Annotated in this window: 16 protein-coding genes and 2 pseudogenes; 5 read left to right on the forward strand and 13 right to left on the reverse strand. The window is 49.2% G+C overall.

Annotated elements, in window-relative coordinates:
- Positions 1-165: 165 nt before the first annotated feature.
- The 3 genes and pseudogenes from JI735_RS28790 to JI735_RS28800 form a co-directional block, all read right to left on the reverse strand.
- Entirely contained in the window at positions 166-1326 is a 1161-nt protein-coding gene (locus tag JI735_RS28790; protein ID WP_233476093.1) for a vWA domain-containing protein, read from the reverse strand.
- Entirely contained in the window at positions 1226-2374 is a 1149-nt protein-coding gene (locus JI735_RS28795) for an AAA family ATPase (protein ID WP_202676665.1), read from the reverse strand. Before JI735_RS28795 ends, JI735_RS28790 begins: the two co-directional genes overlap by 101 nt.
- A 22-nt stretch (positions 2375-2396) precedes the next feature.
- A pseudogene (locus tag JI735_RS28800) lies at positions 2397-2875 on the reverse strand (DUF6530 family protein).
- Between the two features lie 209 nt (positions 2876-3084).
- Here JI735_RS28800 and JI735_RS36435 point away from each other — a divergent pair.
- Positions 3085-4149, forward strand: a pseudogene (locus tag JI735_RS36435) (serine hydrolase domain-containing protein); the annotation flags it as partial.
- 318 nt (positions 4150-4467) lie between these two features.
- Entirely contained in the window at positions 4468-5046 is a 579-nt protein-coding gene (locus tag JI735_RS36440) for an S-layer homology domain-containing protein (protein ID WP_342364523.1), read from the forward strand.
- Between the two features lie 133 nt (positions 5047-5179).
- Here the strand turns inward: JI735_RS36440 and JI735_RS28815 are convergent, their stop codons facing one another.
- From JI735_RS28815 to JI735_RS28830, 4 genes are all read right to left on the reverse strand, one after another.
- Positions 5180-5938, reverse strand: a complete 759-nt coding sequence (locus JI735_RS28815; protein ID WP_233476528.1) for a carbohydrate-binding protein — start codon at positions 5936-5938, stop codon at positions 5180-5182.
- A gap of 734 nt (positions 5939-6672) precedes the next feature.
- Complete coding sequence (locus tag JI735_RS28820) at positions 6673-6939, reverse strand: DUF6809 family protein (RefSeq protein ID WP_039837701.1); 267 nt, start codon at positions 6937-6939, stop codon at positions 6673-6675.
- A 209-nt stretch (positions 6940-7148) separates the two neighbouring features.
- A complete protein-coding gene (locus tag JI735_RS28825; RefSeq protein WP_039837702.1) occupies positions 7149-7961 on the reverse strand; it encodes an ABC transporter permease in 813 nt (270 codons plus the stop codon).
- Positions 7958-8983, reverse strand: coding sequence for an ATP-binding cassette domain-containing protein (locus JI735_RS28830; protein ID WP_051052090.1), 1026 nt, complete (start codon positions 8981-8983; stop codon positions 7958-7960). Before JI735_RS28830 ends, JI735_RS28825 begins: the two co-directional genes overlap by 4 nt.
- Positions 8984-9274: 291 nt before the next feature.
- Between JI735_RS28830 and JI735_RS28835 the strand changes: the two genes are divergently transcribed.
- From JI735_RS28835 to JI735_RS28845, 3 genes are all read left to right on the forward strand, one after another.
- On the forward strand, positions 9275-9739 hold the full coding sequence (locus JI735_RS28835) for a MarR family winged helix-turn-helix transcriptional regulator (protein ID WP_039837703.1): 465 nt from the start codon (positions 9275-9277) through the stop codon (positions 9737-9739).
- Between the two features lie 7 nt (positions 9740-9746).
- Positions 9747-10598 carry a DUF6544 family protein gene (locus JI735_RS28840; protein ID WP_202676666.1) on the forward strand — a complete coding sequence of 284 codons (852 nt, stop codon included), beginning with the start codon at positions 9747-9749 and terminating at the stop codon, positions 10596-10598.
- A gap of 199 nt (positions 10599-10797) precedes the next feature.
- Positions 10798-11607 carry a class I SAM-dependent methyltransferase gene (locus JI735_RS28845; protein WP_039837708.1) on the forward strand — a complete coding sequence of 270 codons (810 nt, stop codon included), beginning with the start codon at positions 10798-10800 and terminating at the stop codon, positions 11605-11607.
- A gap of 65 nt (positions 11608-11672) precedes the next feature.
- On the opposite strand, the gene JI735_RS36445 is transcribed toward JI735_RS28845, so the two are convergent.
- From JI735_RS36445 to JI735_RS28865, 6 genes are read right to left on the reverse strand one after another with little or no spacing between them, the layout of a single operon-like run.
- Positions 11673-13094: an NHL repeat-containing protein gene (locus JI735_RS36445; RefSeq protein ID WP_233476094.1), complete on the reverse strand. Its 1422-nt coding sequence runs from the start codon at positions 13092-13094 to the stop codon at positions 11673-11675.
- A 53-nt stretch (positions 13095-13147) separates the two neighbouring features.
- The gene (locus JI735_RS36450; RefSeq protein WP_233476095.1) at positions 13148-14392 is read right to left on the reverse strand and encodes a hypothetical protein; all 1245 of its coding nucleotides are present in this window, start codon (positions 14390-14392) and stop codon (positions 13148-13150) included.
- Positions 14389-14925 (reverse strand): NHL repeat-containing protein, encoded by a 537-nt coding sequence (locus tag JI735_RS36455; protein ID WP_233476096.1) that lies wholly within the window; start codon positions 14923-14925, stop codon positions 14389-14391. Before JI735_RS36455 ends, JI735_RS36450 begins: the two co-directional genes overlap by 4 nt.
- 25 nt (positions 14926-14950) lie before the next feature.
- Positions 14951-15958, reverse strand: a complete 1008-nt coding sequence (locus JI735_RS28855) for a zinc-dependent alcohol dehydrogenase (protein WP_039837709.1) — start codon at positions 15956-15958, stop codon at positions 14951-14953.
- A 26-nt stretch (positions 15959-15984) separates the two neighbouring features.
- Entirely contained in the window at positions 15985-16848 is an 864-nt protein-coding gene (locus JI735_RS28860; RefSeq protein ID WP_039837710.1) for a carbohydrate ABC transporter permease, read from the reverse strand.
- Complete coding sequence (locus tag JI735_RS28865) at positions 16842-17774, reverse strand: ABC transporter permease (RefSeq protein ID WP_051052096.1); 933 nt, start codon at positions 17772-17774, stop codon at positions 16842-16844. Before JI735_RS28865 ends, JI735_RS28860 begins: the two co-directional genes overlap by 7 nt.
- Positions 17775-17836: the final 62 nt, after the last annotated feature.

The raw sequence follows: 17836 nt of genomic DNA on the forward strand, positions 1-17836 counted from the left end.
GTACCGCTGTTCGCGGTGGAAATCCGCAGACTGCCTATGCTGAAGATAGCGAGCTTTCCTACGGAAAGCTTTTAGGCGGACGCATTCGCTCCGTAAGTATCCAAACTTCCCCTCCAGCCCTTGCCCTTTTGTTCGTTTTTCAAGTTCACTCTATATAGAATAAAATCATAAATACCGGGCAATCATCCGGACCAGTTGTGCGGGCAGCTCCGGCAAATGGGAGATGTCCAGGAATCTGTCGCTCCCGTAGATGTCATGAATGACATCCTTGTCCTGGCCAATGGCGGCTGCAAGAAATGTAACTCCCTTGCGTTCATAGTAGGCCAAGGTCTGCTGCATGTCCTGGACGGCCAAGGAACCGGTATAATCCTCCATGGCCTTGGGCTGTCCGTCACTGATGCTGATCAGCAACCGGGTCTGCGCTGCTGAGCCAGCTAACCGGTCTGCCATAACTCTCAATGCCATCCCGTCACGATTATTGCTTCTGGCACGAATTCCCATGAGTCTGAACCGGTCATTGGCATCCGGGTGCTCAAAATCCGCATAGGCGTACATGGACATCTGCTCCAGCCTGGAGACATCTGCTGTATCCCCGTAGATCAACACCGGAATCCGGCAAAGCTGACAAAACTCGTACACGGCGATGACCGCCTGTTTGGCAGCCTCCAATCTTCCAAAAGCCGACATGGATGCCGATTCGTCCACTCTAACACCGACCGCCAGGGAGGGAGAGTCGGTTGGCGGCCGTTTCTTCGCAAAATACCTGAAATCACGGTAAGCAATGCTGTCCGCCTGAAATTTACTGCCATAATACTGATGTTTCCCAAAATCAAAAGAGTCATCATGTGCGAGCAGCGGCATGGTTTTCCTGGCAATTTCTCTGACAACAGGCAAGAGCTCCCTGCTCAGACTCTGATATTCACGCTTGGATTCCAAATCAAAATCCGGACGGTGAACAATGAGTTTGATCTTGCTGTGGATGGAAGCAGACACTGTCTCTCTGGCCTCGCGGTTCAGCTTTTTGCGGAAGTCCCGCTCTTGCTGTCTCGCTTCTTCTGACTTCAGCTCAGGGTTTGCCTGATGAACTCTGGGAGCACCGTCTTCTTCGGTATCTGAGCGTTCCATTTCGGTTGAAGAATCAGGAAATTCGGCTGTGCTTTTGTCGCTGTCCGCAGATTTTTTCAGCGCAACCCCCTGTTCCTCTTCCTCCTTGCCAGGGTCAAAATCAGTATCGCCGATGTCCCCCCATGCTTTTAGCTCCAGTTCCGCAACGATTCTTTTTTTTACCTTCCCGTTCGATTTCATCAAGACCCGAGAACAAGCCATGGCTTCGTAAGGCTTCTTCCAGCAGCTTGATTTCTTCGGAATCGGTTGTGATCTTGTAGATGACTTTATGATAAAGGGATTCTGTGGCTGAAGCTCCGCCGGCAACCGCATCCGCCCAATAGAAAAAAGAACGCATCCCCGCCACACCTTTAATCGCATTCGCCCGGGCTGTGCTGTCCAGAACCATAATGATCTCTGCCAGTACACCCAACACCCGTTCATCCGTATAGCCGGTTTTGGAGACGGCCCGTTCAATCATGATCTCTTTGGCGGGCAGATCCATCTTCTCGGTATGCTGAACCCGGTCACGCAGAGCTTCATTCAGCGGCCTGGTTCCTGCATAACTGCGGTTGGTCGTAATGACCGCGATAAAATCCGGGTGCCGGCGTATAATTCCTGTCGGAAGATTAATGCTCCCGTCCAGTTCCAGGGCCGAGTTAAGCGCCATGAGCACCGCGGCATCCCGGATAACGGTAGGTTCCTGAATCTCCAGAAGATAACCTTGCTGATAGGCTCTGACGATCTCCGAAGGGTAAAAACGATATTCAACCGCTTCGTCACCGCTGTTCTGCCCGGCATTCGCCAGCAGCAGTTTCAGCTTAGAGGCGGCCTGCTCCCGGCTGATCCCCAGCACATTCATCAAGATTTCAGCGGTGCTCTGAAAACCGTCATTTTCATATAATGCGTTCCAGACGGCTTGCTCCGCAGGCTCCAGCTTCTGCAGATCTTCTTCCGGGATGACCGGCAGAATCGCCCCGATAATATCCGATTTATCCATATCCGCGAAGCAGGTCACCTTCGTATAAGGCAATCCCAACTCAGCGGACAGTGCCTTTGCAAGCTGTGTTTTTCCGGAGCCGGCATCCCCTTCCAGCAGGATATTGGCGATTTTCAGTTCCCCGCGGTTCCAGTTGCGCCTGATTTCACTACAGATTCGCTTCTCTTCTTCGCTGACTTTATGAGACAACGGCTTATTCCAGACCAGCTCCTGCTCTGCACGGGTCAGTTGTCTTGCTGGAGACAGCATAGTTGTTTCTTGCTTGCTCATACCCTCTCACCTCTTTAAGGCTTTAATACCCCATGTCTTTCAACAGCCGGGACAATACGCGCAGCCGTTCTCCAATCATTTCTCCATCATCACTAAGCGCCTGGGCAAACAGCTTGATATCATTATCAATCATGGGATTGTCCGCGCACACGGATACACTCATGGCATCCCCCTGCAGCCCGATACGGTCAATTACCGGGTTCTCCGGGTCATACATTTTCGGAAACCGGTAGGCATCCTGAAAATATAAGCTGCTGCTGCAGATCAGAATGGCAAGGTCCAGAACACGGTGCATCGGCAGCTCCTCGGACTGTCTCGACCATTTCTCCCCGTATGTCTCCATACTTTTGCTGAAATATCAACCTTCCCCCGGTCATTCCACTGGGCCAGTCCCAGAGAGAGACCCTTCGCATCCGTATTCCGGGCATACCGGCCGTCCACTTGCTCATAATCTTCTGATACGACTACAGGTTTATGTTTTAACGTTGTTGGAATTTTCATTTGTACACGCTCCAATTTTTATTTACTAATTTACTAAATTACTAATTTACTAAATTTAAAACCATAATAATCCTCTGTTTTGCTTTTGTCAACGGCGAGACTTCAAATTCTTGATCCGCACCGAGAAAAACAGGAGTACAACCCGCAATTTTTATGATGCAGTGCGTCCCCATCTTCCTATCGTCAAATCATAAAAAAGGAGATTACCTATGAAAAAACTCATTATACTCATCTTCACTACCACCCTGTTCCTCCCGTCTGTAGTTGCTGCGGCCGACCCGCCAGCGTCCCCTTCGGCCGTAAAGCTGGACAAAGCCGGGATCGAAGCCTTTGCAACGCAATTTTTTGAACAAAAGGAGGTCAAAGAACAATTGGCAGGCGCCCTGCTGGTCATCGTCAAGGACGGACAGGTGCTCCTGAACAAAGGCTACGGTTATGCAGACATTGCTGCAAAGCGGCCGGTTGACGCGGATACAACACTCTTTCGCCTGGCTTCTGTATCCAAGCTGTTCACTGCTGCAGGCATTATGCAGCTGGCTGAAGCCGGAAAGGTTGATCTGGACAAGGATGTCCAAACCTACCTGCCGGATATGAAAATCCCGAATACAACGGGAGCACCGCTTACACTGAAGCATCTGATGACCCATACGACTGGCTTTGACAATGCGGACAACGTTGATTCCGATAAGTCTTATTCACTTAGGAATTACCTGAATGACATGATGCCTACTGTTGTGCGCAAGCCGGGGGAAGTTTTCCGTTACGACAACTTCGCATTTACTTTGCAGGGGTAAATCATCGAGCAAGTGTCCGGACTGCCTTTTCAGGATTATGTCAGCAAAAATATTTTCAACCCGCTCGGTATGGACAGCAGCAGCTTTATTTTCAACGACGAGGTAAAGCAAGCCATCGCCACTCCCTATGACAACAATCTTGAGCAGCTAGAGCAAATCAAGAACGTGCCTGACAACTCTCCGCAAGGAGGGATGTTCTCTACGGGTGGCGATATGGCCAGGTTCATGCTCGCAATGCTACACAACGGGCAAGCCGGAGATGGGCGGTTCCTGACGGAAGCTTCAGTAAAAGCAATGGAGCATACAAGCGTCACGATCCATCCGGACATTCCGGGTGCCGGCTATGCCTTTGAGATGAACTATCCGAAAGATTACAACGGGTATACAGTCGTAGAAAAAGGCAGCGATTTATCGGGCTTCCATTCCAATCTATGGCTGCTGCCCGGGCAGAACACCGGTATGTTCCTTGCCTTGAACAGTGACAAAGGCAACCTGCGGCTTCCTTTCTTTGAGCAGTTCATGAGCCGTTATTTCCCTAGAACGGATGCTGGACCGGCTTTTCTGAAGCCGGCACCGGATAAGCAGCAGCTCCTACGGTTTGAGGGACTGTACCGCCATCTGCGCACACCTGTATTGCGTTATGACATTACGGCAACAGACGGTGCCTTGATCGTGCGCGATGCTTTGGGCACCCATACCTTGCGCCAGGCGGACGATTTGCTGTTCTATGACGAAGAAGGAACCCCTACCGGTTTTAAATCGGATGCGGACGGGAACATTACCTACTTTTCCTACAACATGACAGACAGCTGGGCGGAGAAGATCCCCGTGCCCCCCATATTCAGCGATGTCCCGGTAAACTATCCTTATGCCAAATCTATTTATTACCTGGTTCAGCTTGGGGCTATTCCGGGCGGCACAAACGAATTCAAACCGGACAAGGCGGTAACGCGAGGCCAGTTTCTCTCACAAATTATGCCACTGGCGGGGTTCCAGCTTTCTACACGGCCATCTGTATTTTCTGACACGAAAGGCAGCCCCTATGAAGCTGTAATCCAGACGGCGGTTGATTACGGGATTGTTCAGGGACTCCCCGGCAGCATCTTTGGCCCTAACCAGCCGTTGACACGCGAGCAAGCAGCTACCTTCATCTGGCGGATGGTCAAGATCTCGCTGAATGCTGATCCCGTAAAAGCCGACCTGAAAACCCCCGCCTCCCCCTGGGCATCCGAAGGGGTACAGTACATTGCGGGACAACAACTATTCGGCCCTGACGTCCAGGCCGCAGGCGGACCGCTGGAGTATAGACCGAAGGATCCAATGCTGAACAAGGAAGCAGCGGAATTGATCTACAAGCTTGTTCAAAAGCTTTTTTAGTTACTGATATATAGCTGAGGCGAATTAAAACAAGCGGATCAAGACGGTCTGCTTGCTGGTCATCCGCAAAAAAAAGGATCACAAAGCGGAATAATCCGCCCGTGATCCTCTTTCAGCTGCATTTTAAAATGAATTAGTTGACCTCGTAATTATGGCCATAGTTATTATCCAAATACGTTTGTCCGCCAGCTGTATACGAAACCGTATATTTAACATCTGTGGCACCCGGAACATTAATACTGTAGCTCCATCTTTCAACACTATTGAAATTATTCAAGGAGCCATTGTAAGTAGCGAAGCCCTCTTGAGTCGTTGCCCAGTTGTCCGTTGTGTACGTTACTTTTACTGTTTTCGTCGGATCCAGGTTTTTCACATAGATGGTTCCGCTAAATTCACCTTTGTTCAGAGTACTTTTGGCGTTAACCACATTTGGTGCTCCCAAAATCACGGAACTCAGGGGAACATTATGATTGACTTCATTGTAATAATTCGCTCCCCCGTTGTTATCCCAATAGACCTGGCCATTCACTTCGTATTCAATTGCGAATTTAATGAAGCTCAGATTCTTCAACTCGTTATGATCTGTTGAAGCATCAGTTCTGGAAATGCCAAAATGCCATTTCTCACGGGTTCCATCCGACGGTCCTACATAATTCGCACTCGTATTATACCAAGTGGTGTTATCTGTCGTGTAATGGACAGTGACATTTTTCACGGGTCCCAGATTCGCTACATCAATATTTCCGCTGAATCCGACATATCCGGGTTTATAAATAACGCTAACATCCGAGTCAATAAGCTTAACCTCATCACCGCTGGCAAATGCCGATCCCACAAAGGATACACCAAAAATCAGAGTAAACATCATCAATCCAGCAAATAGTTTTTTCATTGCTTTCACAGTTCTCGCTCCTCTAATTTCAAATTTTTACAGCAGAGTCTTGAGCCGACTAGGATGAGACACATACATTTTGTACACTTTTTTGTCTTTTTCATTCCTCCTTTGACACTTCGAAACCAAGCTGTAATTTGCGGAAATGTTAATCATTTCCTATTTATAGGATAACTTTAGTAAATATATATGTATATAGTAAATAAGTAACAATTTTAACATGTAAATATAAGGGTTATTTTGTCATAAAAGGTCAAAAGCGCAGAAAAGCAGCGCAAAAATTCCCTTGAAGGCTGTCGACATACGTCTCCGGGGTTTTTTTAAACCATATTTTTAGATGAGTTAATTTGATAGTTAGCTCCTTCCTGGTGTTCCACGACGATTCAAAGGTTTAAGACAATTTTTCAGGTACGAAAGTTTAGCCAACTTATATAAGTTGAACTGGAAATCTTCAGTGATTGCACTTTGTACAATAGATAGCTGAGAGTTTTACGGTGAAACGCATTCTGCTGTATTTCGTGCAGTAGATTTCTTGATTTGGAGTCAAAAGCGCCCTTTTAGCCCGATTCTGCTGTACAGAGTGCAACAGATCCCATTTTTCCGCTGATATAAGGATCATCTATTGTATAAAGTGCAATTGAATGCCGGCGAGCGCTGTCTGAGCTTTGAACTTTAAATCGTTTCGGACAAGGGAAGCTTTTGGATAAACCCGCTTCCCTCCTTATTTTATATTCTTATCCGCAATATACCTCCGTTATCATTAATGCCCCCATCCGGTATCCTTGAACAAAAGCTGCGGCCGCATGCATGGAGTTAAGCTCACCAACGAGATCCAGCAGTCTTTCGATTTCTTCGAATTCTGCCGCCGCTAGCTTCTTTTGGTAATTGTCCATTAACATCATGACCTCCTGATGAAGCTGCTTGGCTCTTGGATCAGCAGATTTTATAGACTCATCAGGCCGCAAATTCCCGTAATACATATCCTCCAAGATACTTTTCACTTCTACAACCTCCTGACGTACAGCAGTTTACTCCAAGTATACTTTTTACGGATAAATATATTGATATTTATGCGATTTTCGCATACAGCATAGTTGGACCAATACTAACAGAGCGAGCGCAACAAAAAAACGACTGAGCAATCAGGCTGCAGCCGTTTTCTTATAATAACCAGATATTATCTTTTCTTCTCCATAGATATTTTTATCCCTTACGTACGGCGCATATATGCACGCACCGTGATCGGTGCAAAGATCGCCACAATGACAGCGGCGCCGGCCAGGGAAAAGACCAGGTCCGAGCCCATGGTTCCCGAGTTGACCAGATCGCGGACGGCTGTGACCAAATGCGAGATCGGGTTCATTTTGACGAACCACTGAAGCCAGTCGGGCATGGTATCGACCGGTACAAAAGCGTTGGAGAGGAAGGTGAGCGGGAACAGCACAATCATGGAGATTCCCTGTACACTGGAAGCTGTACGTGCAATAACGCCGAAGAAAGCAAAGATCCAGCTGATCGCCCAGGAGCAGATAATGACCAGCACACCGGCCATGGCAACATGCCCGAGTCCGCCTTCAGGACGCAGTCCCATCACATACCCCATCGCAAAAGTAAGCACAGTTGCAATCGTATACCGGACCGTATCCGCCAGCAAGGCTCCGGCAAGCGGGGCTATCCGCGAGATCGGCAGGGACTTGAAGCGGTCAAAGACCCCTTTTTCCATATCCTCACGCAGTTGAACACCTGTCACAATCGAGGTCGTGATGACGGTCTGAACGAGGATTCCGGGGATGATCATCGGCAAATAATTCTGGACATCTCCAGAGATGGCCCCACCAAAAATATACGTAAACATCAGGGTAAAAATAATCGGCTGAAACGTGACGTCGAACAGCTGCTCGGGTGTGCGTTTGATTTTGAGCATCCCCCGGTAGGCCATTGTCAGTGAATTGCGTACCGACTGTCCGAAGCTGGTGTGGTTTTTCAGTTGGCGCTGGGCGCCTGGTTTTATCATTGTACTCATACGGTTTGACCCTCCGCTTGAATGAATTCGGCCGAAGCCGGAGCTGACTTTTCTTCTACCCCGTGGCCCGTGATGCTCAGGAAAACCTCGTCGAGCGTTGGCTTCTGCACACTCAGCTCCGCCAATGAAATCCCTGCCTCACGCAGTGCAATCAGCAGATCCGCCACCCGGTCAACATTTCCCAGAGGTGCCGTAATCTTCGCGGCTTCCGCTGATATACTGGTCTGTACTCTCAGCATCCGCTCTACCGTCTGACGGGCAATGCCAATGTCCCGCAGATTCTGAACTCTTAATTGCAGGGACGAAGTGCCTACTGATGATTTCAGCTCATCTACCGTACCCTCTGCAACCACATGGCCATGATCAATGACCGCGATCCGGTCAGCCAGCTGGTCTGCTTCTTCCAGGTATTGTGTGGTCAACAAAACCGTTGAACCGGACTGGATCAACCGCCGGATCGTCTCCCACATCTGGTTGCGGGTGCGGGGGTCCAGGCCAGTCGTCGGCTCATCCAGGAAAATGAGCGGCGGCTGCGCAATCAGGCTGGCGGCCAAATCCAGCCGCCGGCGCATCCCGCCGGAGAAATTTTTGAGCGGACGTTTGGCAGCTTCGGTCAAACCGAATTCCTCCAGCAGCTCCTCAGCCTTGCGGCGTGCTTCCGCACGCCCCAGACCCAGCAGTCGGGAGAAAATCACCAGATTCTCGGTTGCGCTGAGCGACTCATCCACTGACGCATATTGTCCGGTCACTCCAATCAGCTGGCGCACAATCTGCGGCTCCTTCACCACATCATGCCCGAACACCTTCGCGGAACCGCCATCCGGTCTTAATAATGTCGCCAGCATCCGGATCGCTGTAGTCTTGCCTGCGCCGTTTGGCCCCAGCACTCCGTAAATCGAACCCGTGGCCACTTGCAGGTCTACCCCGTCCACTGCCCGGTTGTCTCCAAAAACTTTGACAAGCCCGTGCGCCTCAATGGCCCAATCTTTGGTTTGCAGCGGTTGTTTCTTGATTTGACTCATTTTGCCATTCCTCCTAGAAAGCTAATATAGATGGATCATAAACCGCCTTTTTAAACTGAATATAAACTTGGTATGTACTCCGTTCAGTGCTGCTTCATTATAATCCTATCGGATATGCCGGTTAACGGTCTCCAAACGCATTTTCATCTCGGTCTCTGGATGTAGAGCAGACCACAATGGGCTGGGGATAAGACAGTTATGTGATTTGGTTTGTATATAGACAAAAAGGTAACCTATTACATATAATAAAAACGTAATAGGTTACCATTCTGATGTAAGGAGATGAATCATATGGAGGAAAAAGAGCAGCAGGCTTACATCCTTGGCGCTGTTCTCACACTTGCCAACCGCCTGCAGGTATTAGGCGATCAATTGGATGACCAAATGACCATGAAGCAGTGGCTGCTGATCGCAGTCATTTTGAAGAGCGGTTCACCCGCTCCCACCCTGAGCGATGTATCCGCGATGATCGGAAGCTCCAGGCAGAATGTGAAGAAGATGGCTCTCCTGCTCGAACAGCAGGGATTTGTAACGCTGACCAAGGATAGCCGGGATGCACGCGTTCTTCGGATTCAGCTTACCGATAAATGCAGGGTATATTTTGCGGGGAGAAGCGGACGGGAAGCCCAGTTTATGAAGGCTCTGTTTCAATCCTTCGACGCAGAGTTAACCCGTGGCCTGTTCCGCGGATTGACCCGGCTTACAGAGAACATCGCCCGCATGGAAACGGACGCATCTGATCCGGAAAAGGAGTAGATATTTGATGATTCTTTTACTGGTTATCCTTGTCAGCATCACTGTTGGTGTGACGATATTCTTCCATATTCCCTATTCGCGCACCAAAGCCGAGTTTCTGCGGCTCGCAGACAACGGCCTCTCTGCTGCCGCCGCCTCTAACGATGTGTTCACAAGCGAAGATTGGAAGCCTCTGCCTTCCCCTGTCCGGAAATATTTCGAAAGCAGCGGATGGACCGGCACACCCCAAATGTCCTCGATGAAAGCCGTATTCAAAGGGGTAGACTTCATCCTGTCCCCCAAGAAACCGGCGATTCAGATAGATTACACGCAGTATAATTTCAGTGAGCATCCAGCCAGAATTGCCCTGATAGAAACTTCTATGTACGGGATTCCTTTTCAAGGCCTGGATACCTATGTCGAGGGAAAAGGCAGCATGAAGGGCGTTCTGGCGAAGATGTTCACTCTATTCAACCAGCAGGGCGGAGAGATGGATCAGGCGTGTCTGGTCACCTTTTTGTCGGAAGCGCTCTTGCTGCCAAGCGCCGCTATACAGAGCTGCATTACTTGGGAGCCCATTGACGATACTCATGCCCGCGCGGCGATTGCCTGTTACGGCACTACCGCAGGCGGCATCTTCAGTTTCAGCGACAACGGGGAATGCCTGTCCTTCACGACGGACGACCGCACCGCCGTCGGAATGGACGGCTCCAAACAGCGGGTGAGATGGTCGGCGCTAATGAAGGATTACAAGCGGATTGACGGCATTAGACAACCTACCCGCCTGCAGGCAGTGTGGCATTATGACAGCGGAGATCTCGTCTATTTTGACAGCAGGAATTTTCGGGTGGAGTATAGTTACAGTATGACGATTAAATAGAAAAGCGCCGCCAGGACAAAACGGTATAGGGCAAACCATTCCAACTTAAGCCGCTTGATCAGTTTTTATAGGGGTGTATGGAAGATTTTAGGTAGAATTATTCTTAGGAAAATGGTACATTACTGTGGGATTAACAACGCAGCCTGTTCGTGTTCAATTTTAGGCTTATGTATTATTTATATTGGGGGATGGTACCGGCATGGACAACAATACGGTTAGAACAAACATTATAGGTGCTGGCGAGGTTGGCCGCGCCATTTCGGTCGACATGGACAAGAATGCTATACATAAAACAAACAGCAGCTTTTGGGATACAAAAGGAAATGAAATCTTAGGAGCAACCGCGCTTCCTTTGTATGGAGCATTTGTCTCCGAAGAAAAATGCCGGCTTTTTGGCGATGTCGCAGGAAAAAAGCTGCTGGAAATAGGCTGTGGAAGCGGTGAATCCTTGCAATATCTGGGGGAACGCAAAGCATCTGAGCTTTGGGGTACAGATATATCAGAAAAACAAATCGAAAAAACCCGGCAGCTTTTGAAGTCGCGCGGCCTTTCAGCAACATTGATCTGTTCTCCTATGGAGGAAGAATGTGGTATACCGGAGGATTATTTTGACTTCGTTTATTCGGTTTATGCCATAGGCTGGACCACCGACCTTGAGGCCACTTTTGGCCGGATCGCTTCTTACCTGAAAAAAGACGGCGTATTTATTTTCAGCTGGTCTCATCCTATTCATAAATGTGTTGTTGCGGAAAATAATAGGCTAGTCTTCAAGAAAAGTTATTTTGATGAATCCTGGTATTCGGTATCCCTTGATGAAAGTACGCTAACCTTATCGGACCGTAAACTTTCAACCTATGTGAATGCGCTCTCTAAAGCGGGATTTGTAATTGAGCAAATGATTGAGGAATCTGATGAGGAAATTATGCAATCGCGGAACGATAACAGTGATTTTGCAAAAAAAGCAAAGATGCTTCCTGTAACTTTTGTATTCAAAGCAAGAAAACTATAAAGGTTCCTTCAGCAACTCCAAGCGAAAGTTGGAAAAAGCCGCCATTGCGGCGGCTTCACATGAAGTTAAATTTGGGTTCCGAACTGTACCAGCAGCCCGGCATGATCTTGAGCTAATCCCTTGCCACTCATGGCTTGCACTTGATAAATAAATCCGTTGATTGCACCTTTTTTTCCTCCCTCGTTACCCGCTTCGTCCGCGCTTTGTGCTAACGTCAGCTGCTCCTTAAGCCGCCCAGCCAGCAATGGATCATGAGCGAGGAACTGGTCAATAAGCCCTGCAATGCCTTCATAGGTCAGGATCACTTCATAAGAAAAAGAGGATTGTACAGAGTTCCCGGCGATATCACTCACGGATGCATCAACCAAATGCTCCCCAATACCCGCCAGATAGGCGGGGCTGTCTGCAAGCACAGCATCGCAATCACTTGAAGCAATTCCTGATAATGCATCCTGAGCGAAGCATTCGATCCGGATCACATCATCTACTTCATAAACGGGTTCTCCTGAAAATTCGATTACGGGCGCTGTTTTGTCGATCTTGAGTTCAATAGTAGAAGGCACCCCGGGCACGCCATAAGCGGATTTTGCCCAATAAGTTACTTCCGTTACACCTTCTGCGCTTACTGTGAACTCCGTGCTGCTGCCTGCAGCCTCACGCTGATCAATGCTCTCAGCCCCCTTAGACTCGTAGAAAAGGGAGGTTGCCCCTTCCGAGTTCAACGTAATGGAAACATCTTCATTGTGCCAGCCCTGATCATTGGGCTGTGGATTCACGGCAGCTTCCGTCAAGGGAGCAGTATTATCCTTTTCAACTACGGAAAAGTCGTCATAGTAAGCGGATGAGATATTATAACGGCTTGTAACCGCGATAATTCTGGCGTAAGCTGCCCCTTCCGGTGCTGTACCTCGAAGAGTTACTTTTTGCCACTGGCGGAGCCGCGATTCATCCAGATGCGTTTCCAAAGTGGACAACGTCTGCCCCTCAGCATTATAGAATCTGAACATTAATCCGGGCTGGCCAGATTCGATGTAGACTTGAGTACTTGCACTATACTCTTTTCCCGGAGACAAAGCGATTGGATCGCTTTGCACCGCCACAGAGGCGGTACGGATCAGATCCGTGGTGTGGAGGCTGTAATCACCCGCATAGCTCTTATCGCCGCTCCGCTCAAAATGCACATCCCCGCTGGTCGCAAACAAAGAAGTCCAGCCCGGCAGTTTGCCGCTTCCCTCCGGCGCTTGCTCCACTCCGGCATTGTTGACCGGCAAAGGCAGACCCGGCGGTTCAGGCACAATCTCTCCATCGATCTTGATTCTATAGAGAATAGTATTCGTTGCGAGATCGGTGAAATAAAGATTCCCGTCTCTTCCAAGATCAAATCTTGATGCATCTGTCAGTGTTCTGAATTCAAGGGTTTCGGGATCGATCACTGTCAGTTTGTTATTGAACAGCACATACAGAAGCCCGTCTTCAGACCAGCGCATCGGATGATGGTGCCACTGGGTGTAATAAAGCTGTGGATAGATTTTTTTATATTTTACAAGCTTGTACGTGTCCGGATCGATCGCAAAAATATATTCATAGGATGCCCCCAGATCAGCCCATCCGGTCCGAGAGACAGATCCCCTATGAAAATAGGATCGGTAAGTTCGGGAATATCCAGGGTAAACTCCGTGATCTTTTGCTCCTTCTGGACATCCCACACGAAGATCTTGGCCTCCTGCTCGCTTGGCGTGGAACCCAGTCCGCCCCTGATGGTCGTAGATCCGAAAATCTTTCCGTTTACATAAGCGGTACTGAGCACACTCTGATTCTGGACCACATTACGGTGGACTTTGGTTTCCCCTGTCGCTGTATCATGGACCGTAAGCGATCCTCCCAGCGTACCGTAACCGGAGATAGTAGAAATAAACAGTTTACCCTCCCCTTCAGACATATGCACAAGCCGTTCCTGATCATTTCCGAGTACCGCGAGCCGCTGCGGATTCGTGCTTCCCGGCTCTTGATTCAGATCATAAACGTATAAGCCGCCTTCCGGGTAGACCCCCATATAGACTTTGTTTCCAATCGGGTACACACTATCCGCCTGACCTATGCTGAAAGGTTTTGCCGTCATGCTCTCTAAATCCACCAGCGAGGATCTGGCTTGAGAACCCGTTGTGATCAGCTGTGTATCCGATACGCTTTGAAGCCGGTTGACCACGCCCGGCAATCCCGGGATAATCGGCGGCTTTACAATTACCTTTTTTGTATCGATATTCAGCATAGCTACCCCGCCGTCATAGCGGACGGTGACCAGCGTTTTTCCTGGAAGCTCGGGATTGTTGAACTCTACCCAATCCGCCCCTCTGAATCCGCTTTCATAGATCATACCGGTTTCTTCTACCTGATGCGTTGCCAGGTCAAAGGTTTTCAGTTTTTTCTCTGACATATAATACAGCTTTCCACCCACCGAGTCGGCTGCATGAAGGCCGGTGACCTGCTGAAGCTCTACATCAAGCCATGATCCTGTTGCCGTATCGTAGATGTAGCCTTCACCCGGTATGCCGCTTCCGTCCGTATAACGGGCGAACAAATAACGGTTATCAATCGTACTTAAATCGTATACCGTATCATTTTTAACGGTTAGTGAAGCTGCAATATCCGTTTTTTCTCCCGTGTTCAGGTCCACGCGCACGATCTGTTTATGGGCCGTTCCGGCATAAATATATCCTCCCTGATAAGCAATGGAGCGGACGTATTCTTGATCAAGCGCGCCGATGACGCGTCCGTAATCCCTCACCTGCTTGGTGGCAGGGTCATACTGCCATACTTTCCCCCGGGGTACGTTCCAACGTAGACTCTTCCTTGTTCATCCGTCGTTATGCTGTTGGAGACGGACTGCCCCGCAAATTCAGCCACTTGAACGGCCTCGTGCGTGACTGGAGAATACTCCCATAATCTCGCACCCGCTCCTTCGGCCGCCACATAGAGCGTACCGTTTGGGGCAACGGTATGAGCCCAAGAGCTTTCGGATGGCGCAAGAGAAACGGTCCGGAGCAGTTTATACTCTTCGAGGTCAATCACATTCAGATAACCCGGCTTTCCTTTACTCGTCGCATACATTACAGGCTTGCCGTCCTCGTAGCCGACAGCTCCATTAAACACAGCTACCGTGTAGTTGTTGGGAACAAGCAATTTTTCGGGTTCGCCGAAGTTTTTTTGAGAAAGTCTGGATTCCTCCGCTGCGGCAGGAGCAGGCTGTACGGGATACATCACTAATACAAGGAAACAGCTCATGAACATGGTGATCAGGTTGAAAAAAGGCTTTTTCATCACTTATCTCCCCTTCTTCATGTCATTAAACATACTTGATCAACGTGGCCAGGGCTCCTTGAGCCGGGCCGGATTGATAAATTCCATAGGCTGCAGGCGCCTCTTCCAGCGCAAACCTGTGCGTGATCGCAGGACTTACCGTAATCCGCTTATCAGCAAGCAGCCTTACATACTCGTCCATATTTCTTCCTTCCGTCCACCGCACGAAACCGATAGGATAATCCTGATTGTCTTCCTCGTAACGCATATCGTATCTTCCCGGGCCGCCCGCTCTTGAGATAAGAATCTGCGCTTCCTTGCGAAACATCAGATCTCTTGAAAACTCCATGGACAAATCCCCGACGATCACGATTTTCCCCAGGTCCCGAAGCCACTCCAGCGACTTGTTAATCAGCGCTTCGCCGGGGCCGCCAGCACATAGGAGGATGGAATCGAAGCCGGCTCCACCCGTCTCGTTCATCACAAAATGTTCCACTTCCGCTTCACTTGAAAAGCCTGATGTAATGCCCATTTGTCCCTGAAGCAGCTGCACCCGGTCTTCGCTCAGATCATATGCAGCAGTATGGCATGCAGCGGCAGAAGCAATTTGGGCCACAAGATTACCGAGGATACCCAGTCCGACGACAAGCACCTTGTCACCGAACCTCACGTCAGCTGTACGCAACGCATGTATGGCAATGGCCCCGAGCCCTGTAAATGCCGCCTCCTCAGGATTGACATGATGCGGCACTTTGGTGACTAGATTGGTGGGCACCGAAATCACCTCTGCATGTCTGACGTAAGGCACACCGTAACAAGCTACCCGGTCTCCCGGATGAAAATCCCTGACCTCACCTCCCGTCTGTTCCACAATCCCAACGGCACTATAGCCAAGAGATACGGGAGATAATCCGGATCTCTTGATTGAGCTCAGCTCCGTACCCGGACTAATCCCCGAATATTCGGTTCTCACTTGGACATGCCGTTTGTTCAGGTCCGGTATATCCGCTTGAAGTATGGCAACTTTTCCTTCCTTCGCAGCAACGATTTTCATTTGATATGGCTCCTCCTTATGTCTATTCAGCCTTTTTCTGAACCGAGCATCACCCCTTTAGCGAAATACTTCTGGGCAAATGGATAGATAAGGAGAACAGGGATCATGGACAGCACAATGGTTGCGTTTTTAATCGATTGAGGGGCCAGAGCCGAACGATCCACGAGTCCCGCGTCATTTTCTGCGCTGTAGATCAGCATATCCCGCAGCACGACCTGCAAAGGATATTTATCCGCATCGTTTAAGTAAATCAGCGGCAGGAAAAAGCTGTTCCAGTGCCCCATGAAATAAAAAAGACCGATGGACGCAAGCGCAGGCTTGGATAAGGGAATGACGATATTGAACAGAATCCGGTATTCGGACGCTCCATCAATCAGGGCAGCTTCCCGTATTTGGGTGGACATGTTTTCGTAAAAGCTTTTCAGAATGATCAGTTCCATCGTCCAGATGGCGTTGGGAAGCACAAGGGCCCAAACCGAATCCGTCAACCCCAGCTGCTGTACGACCACATAAGTCGGAATAATGCCGGGATTCAGGAACATCGTCAGCACAATCGCTGTCATAAAAAACTTTCTTCCAAAAAAACCTTTTTGGGACAGGGGATAAGCTGCCACCGCAGTAAAGAGCAAGTTCACGAACGTGCCAAGCGCTGTATAAAAGACAGAATTCAGATAGGCTCTTGGAATCGTGTCATTCTTAAGCACCTCGCCGTAGGCCTCAAAGTTAAGCCCTTTCGGAAATAGAAAAACCTTGCCTTGAACGACCGACACCGTATCGCTTAAAGAGATGGCCGTAATATACAGGATGGGATAGAGTGTGGCTACAGCAACCAGAGCGAGGATCAGCGTATTGATGACACCAAACCAAGATATTTTGCGTTCTCCTACCATAATCCGTTCCCTCCCAGCCGTTTGCTGACCGCATTCGCGGACAGCAGCATCACCATTGCCACGAGTGCTTCAAACAGCCCTACCGCGGCTGCGTAACTGTAATTGGATTCAAGCAGTCCTTTGCGGTATACATAAGTTGAAAATACGTCCGCTACGTCATATGTCATCGGGTTGTACAGCAGCAGTACTTTTTCATAGCCGACACGAATCATGGAGCCGGTTTTGAGGATGAACATGATGAGCATCGTGGGAAACAACCCCGGCAGCGTAATATGACGGATCATATGGAACCGGCTGGCGCCGTCCACCTTGGCCGCTTCATAGAGCGTAGGACTGATTCCCGCAATCGCTGCCAGATAAATGATCGATTCGTACCCCGTATTTGCCCAAATTTCCGAAATGACGTAAATCGGACGGAACCAGCCCGGATCAACCAGAAAGTATTTTTTCTCGAATCCGAACGCGGCCAGCATTTGGTTCAAAATACCGTGATTGGGAGACAGGAAATCAATGATCATGCTGCTGATGATGACAACGGACAAAAATGCCGGAAAATAACTGAAGGTTTGAACGGATTTTTTTACCCATTTGTTTCTGACTTCGTTCAGCAGAAGGGCCAGCAGGATTGGAAAAGGAAAACCGAAAATGAGCGTATACAGCCCAAGGAGCAGCGTGTTGCGGAACAGCATCCAGAAGTCATGGTTCGTAAAAAATGTGATGAAATGCTCAAATCCCACCCATTCGCTGCCAAGCACTCCCGAAAATACGCTGTAGTCCTTGAAGGCTATAATCAGTCCATATAAGGGCCCGTAACGAAAGACGACGTAAAACAGGATGCAGGGAAGAAACAGCAGAAGCAGCTGCCTGTCGCGTTTGATATGGTTCCACGTCGTTCCAAGACGGCTTCTGGAGCTCTTCTTGTGCATTGTTTGGTTAGCTGCCGGATGTTCCATGCCTTGTCCCCTCCCTTTAATTCAAGACCTAAGAC

Source organism: Paenibacillus sonchi (assembly GCF_016772475.1).
In the GTDB taxonomy this organism is placed as follows: domain Bacteria; phylum Bacillota; class Bacilli; order Paenibacillales; family Paenibacillaceae; genus Paenibacillus_AQ; species Paenibacillus_AQ sonchi.